A 14,936-nucleotide genomic window follows, 5' to 3' on the forward strand; every position below is an offset into this window, starting at 1 on the left:
ATTTGTACCGGCTTGCTATAATTAATACTACAAATGTAAAATCAGGAGGGCCACGATGAAAGAGATTCCACAAATATCAGAAGCAGAATATGAAGTGATGAAAGTAGTATGGAAAAATGAGCCTATCTCAACTCCTGAAGTAGTGGAGATTGTATCTAAGAAAGTTGACTGGAAACCGAACACCATTCAAACGATGCTTTCACGACTGGTGAAGAAAAAAGCTCTGAAAACTAGAAAACAAGGGAGAGTATTTATATACACATCGCTGATTGAAGAGCATGAGTATGTAGGGCAAAAAACTAAGTTATTTCTTAAACAATTTTTCGGCGGAGCATTAAATTCAATGGTATTGAATTTTATTGAAAATGATCAGCTTTCAAAGGAAGATATTTCCGAACTGAGGAAAATATTATCTGAAAAGGATATGAAAGAAGGGAAAAAATGATGGATACCTTTATACTGCGGTTTATGTTAAGTACGATAGTGGTATCCTTTCTTGTTTTAACTATCCTTTTAACCAAAAAATTATTTCATAGACATATATCCAAGAAAACACATTATCAAATTTGGTATTTTCTTTTTATCCCATTTATTACTGTCTTTTTACCTTGGGATTTTTTCCGGCTCGGAGAAATTTACCAACAAATTAAGGGGCTGTTTTTCCTCAATATCGGTACCACATTGAATAATGAACGGATAAACGGACCTGAGGTACCCCAAGAATCCAATGCCGATTTATTACATGATTTCGCGGTATCCGTGAATAAATCGGCACCAGAGTTCTTCCATTATTCCTTTATCGCTGTTTGGGTGATTGGAATGATCTTTTTCATTGGTGTGGCGATATATGCAAACTATCAGCTCCATCAATTAAAAAAATCTGCTATTTCGATTAAGAATCAAAAAATACATGAAATGTTAGAGGAATGCAAAGAGGTTGTCGGAGTGAAGAAGAAGATAATATTAAAAGAAACCTCACTTATTACCTCCCCTGTCACGCTTGGAATTTTTAAACCTTATATACTTTTGCCCAAGAATACACGGGAAGCATTCTCATTAAATGAAATAAAATATGTTTTTTTACACGAATTAAGCCATCAAAAAAATAGAGATGTGTTTGTTAATTATATAATGTGGTTGTTACAGATCATATACTGGTTTAACCCATTTGTATGGTATGCTCTAAAAAACATGCGAATAGACCGGGAGTTGGCTTGTGATGCTTCTGTTCTAAATAAATTGGATCAGAATGGTTATATGGAATATGGACACACCATCATCCGTTTTGCTGATAAGCAATTTGGCCGCACATATGGACAGTTTTCCTCCGGAATTGGGGGAACCAAAGAACAAATCAAACGGAGGATCCAGAGTATTGCTGACTATTCAGGAGATTCGCGAGTGCTGAAATGGAAAAGCAAGGGGATCTGCACACTAGTAGGGATTTTTGTATTATGTACTAGCCCGCTTACTGCTGCTATAGCCGATTCAAATGATGCGTATCACTTTAGTGGGAAAAACACAGTGTATGAAGATTTAAGTTCATATTTCAAAGGGTACAGCGGCAGCTTTGTTTTGTATGATGCGACTACAAAAAACTATCGGATATATAATCAGGAAATGAGTGAAAAGAGGGTCTCTCCCAACAGCACATATAAAATTTATTCCGCTTTATTTGCGTTGGAAGAAAATGTTATTTCTGTAAAAAACGATGAACAAATTTGGGATGGAACAGTTTATCCGTTTAAAGAGTGGAATAAAAATCACAACCTATCTACTGCATTAAGCAACTCGGTCAATTGGTATTTTCAAAATTTGGATCAAGAAATGGGAAAAAAGCAATTACAATACTATTTTCATAAAATAAAATATGGGAATGAGAATCTGTCGGGAAAATTGGGCAGTTATTGGATGCAGTCTTCATTAAAAATATCGCCGATTGAGCAAGTGCAGCTATTGCAGGCATTAGAGGAGAATACACTTGGCTTTAAAGAGGAAAACGTTCGAGCGGTGAAAAATGCTATCTTTATTGATGAGCAAAAATATGGTCAATTATATGGAAAAACCGGCACAGGCAAGGTTAATGGGAAAGATGTAAATGGTTGGTTTGTCGGCTTTGTGAAAAATGGCGACAACACTTATTATTTTGCAATCAATATCCAAAGTAAAAAAGGACTAGCAGGCGGAAGCAAAGCAGCGAATATTGCAACTCAGATCTTACGTGATAAACATATTTATTAAATGCTAACCCAAAAAGGATTCTACCTTTTTGGGTATTTTCCACCTTAAATACTACAATTGTAGTATTTAAGGTGGAAATGGAACACATACATACAGTTAAGACAGAAGGTGTTATGAGGATGAATGAAAAAATGAAGAATGCAACTGCATTTCGAATGAATTTCCTGTTTTTTATCATCTTTTTGATTTTTTGTTTGCTGGTTATTCGACTGGGTTATCTTCAAATCGCACACGGCAAGCAATTTAATAATGAAATCAATAGTTCGAAAGCAGTTGTTGTGAAAAAGCCAGCTCCAAGAGGATTGATTTATGATAGAAAACATCGCTTGCTAGTAGGGAATAAAGGGGTAAAGGCTATTACCTATTTTCGCTGGAATAATAGTACCCCGGATTCTATGTTGGATTTAGCTGAAGAGCTGACGAAGTATATTGACGTAGATATCGATAATTTAAAAAAGCGTGATTTAGAAGACTATATTATCGCCAAGTATCCCGATAAGATCAACAAAAGGCTTGATGCAAAGGAACAGGAATTACAAGGAGGTGAACTGTATCAAGCTCAAATGAAGAAGGTGAGCGGTAAGGATATAGCTTTTTTGAGCCGGAAAGAAAAAATGGTTGCCATTCTATATAAAAAAATGAACAGTGCTCCTGAATTTACTACCGTCATGCTTAAAAATAATCATGTAACGGATGAAGAAGTTGCTAAGGTAAGTGAACATTTGCAAGAATTACCGGGAATAGACGTTACAATGGACTGGGAAAGAGATTATAAGGAAGGAACCATGTTAAAAAGTGTTTTTGGTTCAGTAACCTCTGAGAAAACGGGCTTGCCTAGTGATCAAAAAGAACTCCTCCTGGCAAAAGGATATGCGCTGGATGACAGGGTCGGAAAAAGTTACCTGGAAAGAGGTTATGAAGGCATACTTAAAGGTAGAAAAGAACAATATGAATTAATTATAAACAAAGGAGAATTGACAAAATCAATTCTTAAAACAGAAGGGAAAAAAGGAGATAACCTCGTATTAACGATAGATATTGATTTTCAGAAGAAATTAGATGAAATTGCGACAGACGCATTAATTCAACAGAAAGGCAAATTGGCAGATCGACTTTATATTAGTGCTATGAATCCGCAAAATGGTGAAATTCTCGGGATGACCGGGAAGAGGATAAATATGGAAACAGGAGAAATAGAAGATGATACATTAGGTGTTTTTAACACACAATATACAATGGGATCAAGTATAAAAGCGGCTTCCGTACTTGCGGGTTATATGGATGAAGTAATTTCCCTTGAAGACAATGTAATGATAGATAAACCACTCAAATTTGCTGAGACGAAGTCAAAAAGCTCATGGTTTAACCGGAACGGGAGTATGGCGTTAAATGATATTACTGCATTAGAAGTCTCTTCAAATTCCTATATGATGCAATTGGCAATGCGGATGGGCGGAAAGTATCACTATACACCTGGAGAAAGCTTGAAGATGAATAGTGAGGCGGTATTTAGAAAACTGAGATATTATTATTCTCAATTTGGTCTTGGCGTCCCGACTGGAATTGATATTCCAGGTGAAACTGCAGGTTTAAAAGGCGTAGAAAACAATCCTGGTCTTGCACTCGACCTTTCTTTCGGCCAATTTGACACCTATACAACACTGCAATTGAATCAATATATATCGACCATAGCAAATGGCGGCAACCGAATGGCCCCAAGGATTGTAAAAGAAATCAGAGGCAGTAATGAGCAGGGAGAATTAGGTGAACTGAAAAAGGATTTTACTCCCAAAGTATTAAATCATATAGAGATTGAAGATAAATATATCAATAGAATTAAAACGGGATTATACAATGTTGTCCATGGAGACCATCAATATGCGACGGGAAAAAAGCTTGCGAATTCACCCTATGATATCTCAGGAAAAACCGGAACAGCACAAGCTTTTTACAGTGGTCCTATTGAATCGGCAAATATGATGGCTGTATGGAACTTAACTTTTGTTGGTTATGCACCGTCAGAAAACCCGCAAATTGCTATTTCCGTTGCTCTCCCTTTTATGGATACTGATAAAGAAGATGCTATTTTAGATATCCCCAAAAAGGTATTTGAAGCTTATTTTGAAGCTGAATCTTGATTTAAATCAAAATAAGCAGATGAGAACTATAAAATTTCCGACGGCATTCAAAGCAGGAACGGGCCTTTTAATTATACTCGTGAAGTAATGAAGCACCTTTTGGAAGGAAATGCAGCAAATCCTACTGAATTATTTGGTTAAAAAGAGCGTACTGCCTGCTCAGTAGTCGCTACTATGATAGTACAATGAATGACCATCAAAAAAGGTGGTCTTTTTTATTTTGTATAACAATTGTAAATCCACTTGACGTGTTGTTACCTCAATATTATAATTCAAAAGGTTGGTACCAGAAAATAAAAAGGGGTACCAAATAGCAAGGAGGTTTTTTTGTGAAAAAGCAAATACAAGAAACCGTTCTTGAACTGATTGTTCAAAAAGGATTGAAATTTACAATGAATGATGTCGCTGAAAAACAAGGGATCAGCAAAAGGACCATTTATGAACATTTTGAATCGAAACAACATATGATCGAGACAATTGTGGATGATGCGATCGAAGAAGTGAAACAGCGTGAGCAGGAGATATTTCAAAGTAAAGAATTGAGTTATAAACAGAAGTTGGCTAAAGTACTGTCGATTGTTCCCAGCGGGTTGAGCTTTGGGGATACTGCGTTACTCGAACAAATGAAACGATTTGCACCCAATGAATGGGTCAAAGTTGATCAACTTCTTCAGAATGGATGGGACATTGTCCAACAAATAATTGAACTCGGGATTGAAAATGGAGAATTTCGTCCTCTTGATGTTCCAAGTGTCATTCAACTGTTGCGCGGAGCATCAACGGCCATTTTCGATCCCGATTTTCATGCTTACAATGTACATTCCTTGGAGAAAGTAGTAGAAACAATGGTGGATATCGTCACGCATGGATTGATGAATGAGAAGGAGTGAGGAGAATGTCTTGGCTTTATTTAGTTGCAGCCATCATATTTGAAATAGCGGGAACTGTTTCTATGAAACTGTCAGATGGATTTACAAAAGCAATACCATCGATACTCATGATTTTATTTTATCTGTTTGCTTTCGCCAGCTTAAATTTTTCCTTAAAAACAATTCCAGTCAGTGTCGCTTACGCCATTTGGTCCGCGATTGGTACAGCAGCTATTGCGGTTATCGGTTATCTTGTTTTCAAAGAGACTTTAACAGTCATGAAGGTTAGCGCAATTCTATTGATTATTGTCGGAGTCGTCCTTCTAAACATTGACTCTGAATCTAGTGAGCAAGACAAACCTCGTTTGAATGAGCAGCATAAAATAGAGGTGTAATCATATGGAAAGCACTCAAAAAGAGCCGTCAATGCATGTGCTAATGTATTTTTTTCTCGTTGTGGATATTTCTTTTATTTTGTATTTCAGTGCGACAGCAATGAGATTGATTCCGATTGAATACGCCTATTCAGATTATACTAATCCGATTTTGGTTTCTTGGAACTGGTCTTTCTTCCCGCTCGATATGGTGATCTCCCTGACAGGTTTAAGTTCCATTTACTTACATCGAAAGGGGCGTGCTGCATGGAAATCGATTGCTTTGATTTCACTTGTACTCACATTCTGTTCTGGGTTGATAGCAATATCATACTGGGCGATTCGTCTGGAATTTGATCCCTTATGGTGGATTCCTAATTTAGCGTTGATGCTTTACCCTCTGTTTTTCATTCCACGCTTTATAAAGGTGTGATGAAAGGGGGATACTTGCCTCCGCTATGTGTAAAAGGTCATCGCGTAATCGAAACCTAGGAAACCTCAAAAGAATCCTACTTTCTTTTAAATACTCTTTTAAAATAGGAGGACGGCTATGAAGGGATATTTGTTGGCAATATTGTGGGGCTTAGTAGTCTGGTTTTTTGCTATTTTGTTTTTTGTCATTTTTGGTAAACAGGTTCTGTTTACCCCGGGTTCACATTTATTTATCGTAAGTACTGTTATTTTGTTAGCAGGAACTGCCATATTATTATTAGTCATTACCTTTTTATATGTTATGTTTGATAGGTCGGAAAACTCAGCGCTGAAATTTGGAGTGATCGGCACAATTGTCGGTCTGATATTAGACACTTTCTCCTTAGCCAATCACCGCTTTATTTTTCCGCAATTAAGTGAATCTCAAATCATTGCCTTTACCGTATGGATGTCATTTGCATATGCTCTGTATTTAATCATACCTGTGTTGGTGAATGAGCAAAGACGCAAGGTGTAGCTATATAAAACATTTTGAGATCAGCAACGCTTTGGAAATAATGGATTTGAAAAAGGGGGCGGCCGGATGATTTTGGTGAGTTCTTGCTTGGCAGGTTTGGAAGTTAGATATGACGGGAAACATAGTCTGCATGATCAAATAAAAAGATTGGTAGCGGAAAAGAAAGCAATCACGATATGTCCGGAATTGAGCGGCGGATTTCCAATTCCGAGAGAACCTGCAGAGATAGTAGGTGGAGATGGATATGATGTGCTGGATGGGAAAGTCAAGGTAATAGATAAGTCTGGTAAAGATGTAACGGATTTGTACATAAAAGGTGCTCACGCGACGCTGAAAATAGCAAGTGAAATAAAGGCGTCTCTTGTGGTATTGAAGGAGAATAGCCCATCCTGCGGCAGCTCTATGATTTACGATGGAACATTTATGGGGAATAAGATTGCCGGTGATGGCGTTACGTCTGCCTTATTAAAAAGAAGCGGTTTTCGGGTCATTTCGGAAGAACAACTTGATGGAAAAATCCTGGAATCCTTATCTTAGCTTATAATTGGCAGTGCTGTAAGGTAACTTTAGGCAATGGGGGAGGGGACCCCCAAATGGAGCTGAACAAACCGAATTATTTGCTTTGATCACCGAATGCAAAGATTAACTCCAACTCACAGACTAATTCTCCATCAACTGAAGCTGTCCCTTTTCCCTTGCCAATAGAACCTTTTAACCGATTAATTTCAACTTCGAGACGAAGCTGATCACCCGGTCTTACCTGCTTTTTAAAACGACAATGATCTATTCCCGCCAATAACCCCAACCGTCCTTGGTTTCCTTCTTTAGATAGCATTGCAATTGCGCTAACTTGAGCCAATGCTTCGACAATCAATACTCCCGGCATAACCGGATAATCGGGAAAATGGCCATCAAAGTATTTCTCGTTCATCGTTACATTTTTTATCCCGACAGCCCTTTTGCCTTCTTCCATCTCTATTACTTTATCTATTAGAAGAAATGGATACCGATGTTTTATAGTGTCTTTAATTTGTTGAACGTCTAACATCATCAGTCCCCCATGTGATGATCAGCCCTGCATGTGTTAGGCCTCCCCCAAAACCATAAACTAACAGAGTATCCCCATTTTTTAACTTTCCTTCGTTTATACCTTTCTGTAAGGCCAATGGGATTGAAACAGAAGATGTGTTTCCCATATATTCAACACTTGTTAATGTTTTCCCTATTGAAAAGCCTGTTCTTTCGCATATGGATTCAATCATTCGTAAATTCGCACTATGTGGAACAAACCAATCAATGTCATCAAAATCCAATCCCGCTTGTTGCAATAATTCCTCTATCCCTGTTGGGAGCGTACGAGATGCCCATTTATATATTTCTCGTCCATTTTGAACAATTTTTCCAGATGTATTTAAGGAGTGCTCCTCCATGGTAGTTGATAAATTGGTTCGATATAAATGTACGCCGCCTTCCCCGAAGGTTCCCATATGGCTGGCGATAAAACTTGGTGTTTCTTCATCTCTTTCCACTAAAACAGCGGCAGCCGCATCTCCAAATAAGATGCATGTCGTACGGTCTGTGTAATCCGTGATTTTGGATAGGGTTTCTGTGGCAACAAATAATATTTTTTGATGAAGTCCAGACGAGATTAGCCCGTTGGCTACGTGTAATCCATACGTAAAACCGGCACAAGCTGCATTTAGATCCATTGCGCCGGCCTGTTTTATTTGAAAGTGCTTTTGGATTTGGCTGGCAACACTAGGGAATGTATAGTCGGGCGTTGAGGTAGATACAATGATGCAATCAACATCAGAAACATCTTTTTGGGATTGTTTGATTAAATTCTCTATTGCTTTGAATGCCAATGTCGATGCAAATTCGTTTTCTGCGGAAATCCTTCTTTCTTTCATGCCGGTTCTTTGGACGATCCAATCATCGCTTGTATCCACCATCTTCTCTAAATCTTCATTTGTCAGTCTTTTTTCAGGGACATGGGTTACCAGCGCAGTGATTCTGGCTTTGGATTGAATATTGTTCATATATGATCTCCTTTTTTATATCAAGTTCTATTACCTGGTGCTGATTCAAGGGTATAAAAAGCTCATATCTGTTTCATTAGATAGTTTTCAGCTTATTTATTTCTTCTGATAAGTGATCGGTAAACTCAACTATCTCATCTTTACTATTTGTATTTACAAAGAAAGGTTCTCCAAAAATAATGGTTGCTTTTCTTGCTTTCCATAACTCTTTTAGATTTGCCGGACCCTCATAAACAGCTGGGACGATCGGAACTTTTGCCAAGTTTGCCAGAGTAACGGCTCCACGCTTTAATGAAACATCTTCAGTCGTTCTAGTTCCGCCTGGAAAAATTCCAACAACTTCACCTGACTTTAATAGCTTGATAGGCATCTTTATACTGCTTAGTGAAGGACTATCGCGATTGACAGGAAATGCTTTAATTTTAGTAAGAAAGTGGGAAGTCAGCTTATTATTAAACAGTTCCTTCTTTGCCATAAAATGAATCGGGCGAGGTGTACAAATTCCCAAAATCACAACATCCAGCCACCCTTTATGTGTGCAAGTCAAAATAAAACCACCTTCCGATGGAAGGATATCTTTATTTTTGACCTCGACTTTACCCAGGATCCGAAAAATGATGGTGGCCAAGATTACAATAAATTTATACATGAAATCACCTGGTTTAATATCAAGTTATAGTACCTGGTGCTAATTATAAAGAAAGTGAAAACAATATTCAACATAGAATTTTAGAAACTCCAATAATTATAATGGAATTAGATTTTACGATGCAGCTAAAACGGGATATGATTAAATAGATCCAACTTTATCGAAGGAGACTCTCGTTTTGAAAGCTAAATGTATAAAATTTTATGAGTTTGGCAGTCCTAAAGACGTTTTAAAAGTTGAATATAAAAGTATTCTGCCGCCTGAAGTTGACGAAATTCTTGTGCGTATGTTGGTTCGTCCAATTAATCCTTCTGACTTAATCCCAATAAGGGGTTCCTATTCTCATCGAATTTCTTTGCCAGATATTCCTGGTTATGAAGGAGTTGGAATCGTAGAAGATGTAGGTTCTTCGATCTCTAAAAGCCTAATTGGAAAGAGGGTTTTACCTTTACGGGGGGAAGGTACTTGGCAAGAATTTGTTAAAACATCGGCAGATTTTGCGGTTCGCATCCCTGACTCTATCAACGATTTCACTGCTTCTCAAATGTATATCAATCCAATTACAGCATGGGTTATTTGCACCGAAGAGTTAGGATTAAGCCAGAATGATACACTATTGGTAAATGCGTGTGGTTCTTCAATCGGACATATTTTTGCCCAATTATCAAAAGTGTTGGGTTTTCGGTTAATCGCAATAACTAGAAATGATCATTATACAAAAAAGTTGCTACAACTAGGTGCTTCCCATGTTATCAATACATCCAAGAATCCATTATATGAAACAGTCCTGGAATTGACGAATGGACGGGGTGCTTCCGTTGCTATTGATTCAGTGGGAGGGCAATCCGGTACCGAACTAGCTTATTGTGTACATCCTCACGGTACGTTTTTAAGTATAGGGCTTTTGTCAGGAAAGCAAGTCAATTGGGCAGAAATTACGAATAAAGCAATGGTTAATGCTAAAATATTTCATTTGCGTCATTGGAACAAAAGAGTATCTACAAAAGCTTGGCATAGCACGTTCAATCGTTTGTTGGCATTAATCAATCATAATCAATTACGCTTTATGAAGCCTGATATCCAATATGACTTATCAGAAATAAAAAAAGCGATAGATTCCGTTGAGGCTATGAAAGCAAAGAGAGGGAAAGTATTTTTAACAAGCGGGGAAAATTAAAAGGATACTGTAAAAATTAGCATGTAGACTTTTACACAAGCGTTGGACATACCTGATTATCTTGGTCAGACGAATTGTGTGATCCTCTTTTATAACCAATGAACACCCCTGCAATGATTGATTTGTCAGAGGTGCGAATAGTAAGATGTCTTAAATTAAACCAATCACAAGGTAGATGGCAGTTCCCCAAATAAATAAAGCAGAACACTTGTTGAAAATGTTCATGATGCCCCCCTTGCCATCCAGTTTCTTCAGGGCCATACCCGCAATCGTTAATCCTAAAAACCAGAGCCAGGAGACAGTTATACAGGCGATTGTGAAAAAGGCTTGTTCTGTTCCAGCATATTTTAGTGCGCTTGTCCCGATAACACCGACGGTATCGAGGATGGCATGCGGGTTTAATAAAGAGACGGATAGTGCAAAGAGGATTTGTTGTCGGATGGGCATTGCTTTATTCGTTTCAGTCGTTACAGGTTCGGCCTTCCAAATGACGTACCCCATATAAAGTAAAAATAATATCCCGGCAATCATCAGGCTAAGCCTCAGCCATTCAAATTGTAAAACGATGACGGATACGCCAAGCACAGCCAATAGGATTAAAAATGTATCACATAATCCTGCTGTAATTGTGGCGGGAAGTGCCCGAATTAATTTGGGCTGCGTTGCTCCTTGTGAAAACACAAATACATTTTGCACACCTAGAGGTAATATGAGTCCGAATGCCAAAACGATTCCGTGTACAATACTTTCCAAATGATCAGCTCCCTTTCAATTACTATCGTACTATGATACAACTAAAAGAAAACGGCCAATTGGATGGTTTTTCATCCATCCAATTTAGGGGGGATTGGATGAATTGGAAACCAAATCGGGACTCCAATCTGACTATTCATGAGCAAATTGTAGATTGGGTAAAGTCCCGCATCGAGCGAAGTGATTGGACGGTTGGTACTAAGCTCCCAACGCAGCGTCAACTGGCGGATCGGTTTAATGTGAACCGAAGTACCATCCAGCTTGCCCTTGATGAATTGAAAGCGGACGGCTTAATCGAGTCAAAAGTGGGGTCAGGTGTGTTCGTGGCCAATAATTCCTGGAATATGCTTTTGGACAAGGCCCAACTGAATTGGCAGCAACACATTGAATCCAGTATTCATAAGCCTAATTATCATACCATTCAATTAATCAATGAACATGAGCAAATGGATCATATCATCCGCCTGGGAACAGGTGAACTATCGCCTGAACTGCTTCCTACGAAACAACTCGAACAGTCTTTGAAAGAGATATCCCTTGAACCAAAGGCGATAGGCTACTCACCGCCGCAAGGAAGTGAAAAACTTCGCGGGGTTTTATGTAAGTATTTAAAAAATAAGGGAATTGAAACTTCATTGGATAATATATTAATAGTTTCTGGATCCCTTCAAGCTCTTCAATTAATTGCCATCGGTTTGTTGGAGGAAGGCTCGGTTGTCTTCCATGAACAGCCATCTTATTTAAATTCGATACATTCTTTTCAATCCGTCGGGATGCGCATGATTTCGATTCCTCGAGATTCGCTGTTAACGGATAGTTTACGGGAAAACAAAAAGAAAAGACAATCTGTCTTGTATTGCATACCGACTTTACACAATCCTACAGGGAAAAGTTGGTCTATGAAAGAAAAGAAAACTCTTTACGATACATGCAAGGAGTTGCAGATTCCGATTATTGAGGATGATGTATACCATGAATTGTTATTTGAGGAAACTTCACCACCAATCAAATCATTGGACACATCTGGACAAGTGCTGTATATCGGCAGTGTCTCCAAAACCCTAAGTCCCGGACTCAGGATTGGATGGATTGTTGCTCCATCACCTGTCATTGGGCGATTAGCTGATATCAAAATGCAAACGGACTATGGTTCGAGTGCATTTTCTCAAGAGATCGTCGCCCAATGGATTTCATCCGGCAGATACGAAAGGCATTTGGCCACACTCCGCGAACAATTAAAAAGAAGGGCAGAATATGTTGAAGAGATATTAGAGCAACATTTTCGAAAAATCGCTACTTGGAAAAAATCTGAAGGCGGCTTTTATATCTGGCTCAGGTTTCATGAGCCGATTGTGAATAAAGCCTTATTTTTAAAATTGCTTCATCATAACGTTTTAATAAACCCAGGCTATATCTATGAACCAAAAGATCTGCATCATATTCGGCTTTCCTATGCTTATGCTTCAATGCGAGCACTAGAGGAAGGCTTGCATACTTTGCTTAAATTAATAAAGTGAGTGTACATTGATATCCAATATTAGGGGGAATAAAAAATGAAGGTCGGGCAGATCAAGGAAATTGTTCGTCATCCTGTCAAATCTTTTTACGGAGAGAGTGTTCATAAAACGCAGGTGATGGAGTATGGCATATATGGAGACCGCAGCCACGCTTTTTTAGATGAAAAAAGACCAGGGAAATTTTTGACGATCACTCAATTTCCGGAAATGGCTCAGTATAAAGCAAGGTTCGCTGGGGAAGAATCGATGCAAGAATATCCAAAAGTCGAAATCATTACACCGGAAGGAAAGGTTATTGATTGGAAAGATGAATCCCTGATTAAAGAAATCGAACAAAAATCTAAACGTAATATTTCTCCCATTACATATTCACCTTCTCATGTACCTTTAGGGGCGATTGAAGAAGAACATATTCAATTGGTAACGGATGCCTCGGTGGAAAAATTGAAAGAGATATGGGGAAAGTCGGTGAATTACCATCGCTTTCGTCCTAACTTGCTAATCTCTTTAAAAGACAAAGTCCCTTTTGCAGAAGAAGAGTGGATTGGGAAAAGAATAAAAATCGGAAACCAAGTTGAAATAGAATTAAAAAGGCACTGTGAAAGGTGTATGATTATCACTGTGAACCCCGAAAATGCAAAGAGGGACCCCAGTTTGCTCAAAACAGTTGTAAAGTTAAGAAATAACCACTTTGGAATTTATGCATCTGTCATAAAAACAGGTGAAATAAACGTAGGGGATGAAGTGGTTCTTTTAGATTAAGGAAGTTTAAACTACGAAGAATATAAAGCAATGAACATGAAAAGGGGAGACCGTAATGAACCCAGGTCAACAGAAATTTAAGTTGTTTATTTTGGAAAGAGTCAAAGATGATGAACAGGATAGGGCAGAGGCATTGCTTTCTGAAAGCTTTCAAAAGCTGGATGAAAGGAGTTTTGATCAAGAGTATCTGATGAGCTTCATGCCCAGGATGAAAAGTTTATTAAAACCGGAACATGTCGAAGAGGTTGAAGCAACCATGAAAGATTTTGGGGCGAAATTTTCTAGGTAATATACAAGGACAGGGGGGGCCTGTTTTTAATTGGAAGTTAAAAAAACAAATTGTTTCCCCTAAGGGAAGATGATTAGTGAAGACCTAGAGAGGAAATCGTAATCTTGTTCCCCATGAATGTTCATGGGAACCGTCCAGGTGAAAAAGCGGTAAGCCCGGTCCTTATGAAGGTTATAGTACCTTAACGAGAAGCTAAATTGAAAAACGATTATCTTTCATTTTTTTAGTACATCACTTTGTGGGTTGTTTAATATTTTCAATATTCCGTCATAAATTCGGTGAAGTCTCAAAGAAATCAATAAGGCATTCTTTCGCACATATTGAGGAATAATGATATTTAGAGTTGATGATGGAGGAAAAAACAATGCCCGAATTGCCGGAGATGGAAACGTATAGAATCATGCTGCAGCAACTGGTAGCTGGGCATACAATTACAGGAGTTATCATCACCAGGGAAAAATCAATTAATGTTCCAATCGAGCAATTTTCAGATCAGGTTATGAATCAAAAGATCGAATCCATCGATAGGAAAGCTAAACATTTAATTTTTCGACTGAAAAATGGTGTATGCTTACTTTTGCACTTGATGCTGGGAGGATCGATGTTTTATGGGACAAAAGGAGAAAAACCTGATCGGACGGTTCAGGTGCAGTTATCCTTTGAAGATCGGCACCTTTATTTCATCGGACTGCGTTTAGGATATCTGCATCTTTTTTCACCTGAAGAGTTAAAGAGTAAACTTCAAAATATCGGGCCGGAGCCAATTGATCCGAATTTTTCTCTAGATGCATTTCTAACCATTATGAAAAATAAAAGAGGAGGGTTAAAAACAACCCTTATGAACCAGGAGGTCATTGCTGGAATCGGCAACCGGTATTCGGATGAAATACTTTGGCATGCACAGCTTTTGCCGGATAAAAAAATAAATGAATTGGAACAGGAAGATGTCGTTCGTTTATACAATTCCATCAGATTTATATTGCAAAAGGCAATTCAAAGCGGAGGCTATATGGGACCGCTTTTTAAAGGAGATTATAAAACGGGCGGCTATAATATGTATGTTCATGGGCTTGAAGGGAAAGCTTGCAGCAGGTGTGGCCATCCAATTTTGAAGGAAGAGCTTTCTTCTCGCAAAACCTATTTTTGTCAAAATTGTCAGCTTTCATAAGGAGAGAGAAT

The 14,936-nt window shown here is 38.2% G+C and carries 17 protein-coding genes; 13 read left to right on the forward strand and 4 right to left on the reverse strand.

Annotated elements, in window-relative coordinates; genetic code table 11:
- Positions 1-55 precede the first annotated feature (55 nt).
- The 8 genes from C509_RS0104220 (at position 56) to C509_RS0104255 (ending at position 7,108) form a co-directional block, all read left to right on the forward strand.
- A complete protein-coding gene (locus C509_RS0104220; RefSeq protein ID WP_018705662.1) occupies positions 56-445 on the forward strand; it encodes a BlaI/MecI/CopY family transcriptional regulator in 390 nt (129 codons plus the stop codon).
- A complete protein-coding gene (locus C509_RS0104225; protein ID WP_051088665.1) occupies positions 445-2,241 on the forward strand; it encodes a BlaR1 family beta-lactam sensor/signal transducer in 1,797 nt (598 codons plus the stop codon). The genes C509_RS0104220 and C509_RS0104225 overlap by 1 nt, the downstream gene beginning before the upstream one ends.
- A gap of 77 nt (positions 2,242-2,318) precedes the next feature.
- Positions 2,319-4,379, forward strand: coding sequence for a peptidoglycan D,D-transpeptidase FtsI family protein (locus C509_RS0104230; protein WP_018705664.1), 2,061 nt, complete (start codon positions 2,319-2,321; stop codon positions 4,377-4,379).
- A gap of 329 nt (positions 4,380-4,708) precedes the next feature.
- Entirely contained in the window at positions 4,709-5,269 is a 561-nt protein-coding gene (locus C509_RS0104235) for a TetR/AcrR family transcriptional regulator (protein ID WP_018705665.1), read from the forward strand.
- Positions 5,270-5,274: 5 nt separating this feature from the next.
- A complete protein-coding gene (locus C509_RS0104240) occupies positions 5,275-5,643 on the forward strand; it encodes a DMT family transporter (protein ID WP_018705666.1) in 369 nt (122 codons plus the stop codon).
- A gap of 31 nt (positions 5,644-5,674) precedes the next feature.
- Positions 5,675-6,055 (forward strand): DUF5360 family protein, encoded by a 381-nt coding sequence (locus C509_RS0104245; RefSeq protein ID WP_026319674.1) that lies wholly within the window; start codon positions 5,675-5,677, stop codon positions 6,053-6,055.
- Between the two features lie 117 nt (positions 6,056-6,172).
- On the forward strand, positions 6,173-6,571 hold the full coding sequence (locus C509_RS0104250) for a DUF5367 family protein (protein ID WP_018705668.1): 399 nt from the start codon (positions 6,173-6,175) through the stop codon (positions 6,569-6,571).
- Positions 6,572-6,637: 66 nt separating this feature from the next.
- Positions 6,638-7,108: a 2-thiouracil desulfurase family protein gene (locus C509_RS0104255; protein WP_018705669.1), complete on the forward strand. Its 471-nt coding sequence runs from the start codon at positions 6,638-6,640 to the stop codon at positions 7,106-7,108.
- 76 nt (positions 7,109-7,184) lie between these two features.
- Here C509_RS0104255 and fabZ read toward each other — a convergent pair whose 3' ends face one another.
- The 3 genes from fabZ to C509_RS0104270 form a co-directional block, all read right to left on the reverse strand.
- Positions 7,185-7,619 carry a 3-hydroxyacyl-ACP dehydratase FabZ gene (gene fabZ / locus C509_RS0104260; protein WP_018705670.1) on the reverse strand — a complete coding sequence of 145 codons (435 nt, stop codon included), beginning with the start codon at positions 7,617-7,619 and terminating at the stop codon, positions 7,185-7,187.
- A complete protein-coding gene (locus tag C509_RS0104265) occupies positions 7,597-8,601 on the reverse strand; it encodes a ketoacyl-ACP synthase III (RefSeq protein WP_026319675.1) in 1,005 nt (334 codons plus the stop codon). The genes fabZ and C509_RS0104265 overlap by 23 nt, the downstream gene beginning before the upstream one ends.
- A gap of 85 nt (positions 8,602-8,686) precedes the next feature.
- Positions 8,687-9,259, reverse strand: coding sequence for a lysophospholipid acyltransferase family protein (locus C509_RS0104270; protein ID WP_018705672.1), 573 nt, complete (start codon positions 9,257-9,259; stop codon positions 8,687-8,689).
- Positions 9,260-9,437: 178 nt separating this feature from the next.
- Here C509_RS0104270 and C509_RS0104275 point away from each other — a divergent pair, with 178 nt between their 5' ends.
- Positions 9,438-10,436: a zinc-dependent alcohol dehydrogenase family protein gene (locus tag C509_RS0104275; RefSeq protein ID WP_018705673.1), complete on the forward strand. Its 999-nt coding sequence runs from the start codon at positions 9,438-9,440 to the stop codon at positions 10,434-10,436.
- A gap of 150 nt (positions 10,437-10,586) precedes the next feature.
- On the opposite strand, the gene C509_RS0104280 is transcribed toward C509_RS0104275, so the two are convergent.
- On the reverse strand, positions 10,587-11,189 hold the full coding sequence (locus tag C509_RS0104280) for a LysE/ArgO family amino acid transporter (RefSeq protein WP_018705674.1): 603 nt from the start codon (positions 11,187-11,189) through the stop codon (positions 10,587-10,589).
- 98 nt (positions 11,190-11,287) lie between these two features.
- Between C509_RS0104280 and C509_RS0104285 the strand changes: the two genes are divergently transcribed.
- The 4 genes from C509_RS0104285 to mutM all read left to right on the forward strand — a co-directional run bounded on the left by C509_RS0104285 (position 11,288) and on the right by mutM (position 14,925).
- Positions 11,288-12,706 (forward strand): aminotransferase-like domain-containing protein, encoded by a 1,419-nt coding sequence (locus C509_RS0104285; protein WP_018705675.1) that lies wholly within the window; start codon positions 11,288-11,290, stop codon positions 12,704-12,706.
- 36 nt (positions 12,707-12,742) lie between these two features.
- Positions 12,743-13,468, forward strand: coding sequence for an MOSC domain-containing protein (locus C509_RS0104290; RefSeq protein WP_018705676.1), 726 nt, complete (start codon positions 12,743-12,745; stop codon positions 13,466-13,468).
- A gap of 55 nt (positions 13,469-13,523) precedes the next feature.
- Positions 13,524-13,757: a hypothetical protein gene (locus tag C509_RS0104295; RefSeq protein ID WP_018705677.1), complete on the forward strand. Its 234-nt coding sequence runs from the start codon at positions 13,524-13,526 to the stop codon at positions 13,755-13,757.
- Between the two features lie 364 nt (positions 13,758-14,121).
- Positions 14,122-14,925 carry a DNA-formamidopyrimidine glycosylase gene (mutM, locus tag C509_RS0104300; RefSeq protein ID WP_018705678.1) on the forward strand — a complete coding sequence of 268 codons (804 nt, stop codon included), beginning with the start codon at positions 14,122-14,124 and terminating at the stop codon, positions 14,923-14,925.
- Positions 14,926-14,936 lie beyond the last annotated feature (11 nt).

The organism is Siminovitchia fordii DSM 16014 = CIP 108821 (genome assembly GCF_000374565.1).
GTDB lineage: Bacteria > Bacillota > Bacilli > Bacillales > Bacillaceae_C > Siminovitchia > Siminovitchia fordii.

Bases quoted from the DNA above. Each gene is read 5' to 3' on its own strand.
- C509_RS0104220 (WP_018705662.1), top strand. From the start codon at position 56: ATGAAAGAGATTCCACAAATATCAGAAGCAGAATATGAAGTGATGAAA.
- C509_RS0104225 (WP_051088665.1), top strand. From the start codon at position 445: ATGGATACCTTTATACTGCGGTTTATGTTAAGTACGATAGTGGTATCC.
- C509_RS0104230 (WP_018705664.1), top strand. From the start codon at position 2,319: ATGGAACACATACATACAGTTAAGACAGAAGGTGTTATGAGGATGAAT.
- C509_RS0104240 (WP_018705666.1), top strand. From the start codon at position 5,275: ATGTCTTGGCTTTATTTAGTTGCAGCCATCATATTTGAAATAGCGGGA.
- C509_RS0104245 (WP_026319674.1), top strand. From the start codon at position 5,675: ATGCATGTGCTAATGTATTTTTTTCTCGTTGTGGATATTTCTTTTATT.
- C509_RS0104250 (WP_018705668.1), top strand. From the start codon at position 6,173: ATGAAGGGATATTTGTTGGCAATATTGTGGGGCTTAGTAGTCTGGTTT.
- C509_RS0104255 (WP_018705669.1), top strand. From the start codon at position 6,638: ATGATTTTGGTGAGTTCTTGCTTGGCAGGTTTGGAAGTTAGATATGAC.
- fabZ (WP_018705670.1), bottom strand. From the start codon at position 7,619: ATGTTAGACGTTCAACAAATTAAAGACACTATAAAACATCGGTATCCA.
- C509_RS0104270 (WP_018705672.1), bottom strand. From the start codon at position 9,259: ATGTATAAATTTATTGTAATCTTGGCCACCATCATTTTTCGGATCCTG.
- C509_RS0104285 (WP_018705675.1), top strand. From the start codon at position 11,288: ATGAATTGGAAACCAAATCGGGACTCCAATCTGACTATTCATGAGCAA.
- C509_RS0104290 (WP_018705676.1), top strand. From the start codon at position 12,743: ATGAAGGTCGGGCAGATCAAGGAAATTGTTCGTCATCCTGTCAAATCT.
- C509_RS0104295 (WP_018705677.1), top strand. From the start codon at position 13,524: ATGAACCCAGGTCAACAGAAATTTAAGTTGTTTATTTTGGAAAGAGTC.
- mutM (WP_018705678.1), top strand. From the start codon at position 14,122: ATGCCCGAATTGCCGGAGATGGAAACGTATAGAATCATGCTGCAGCAA.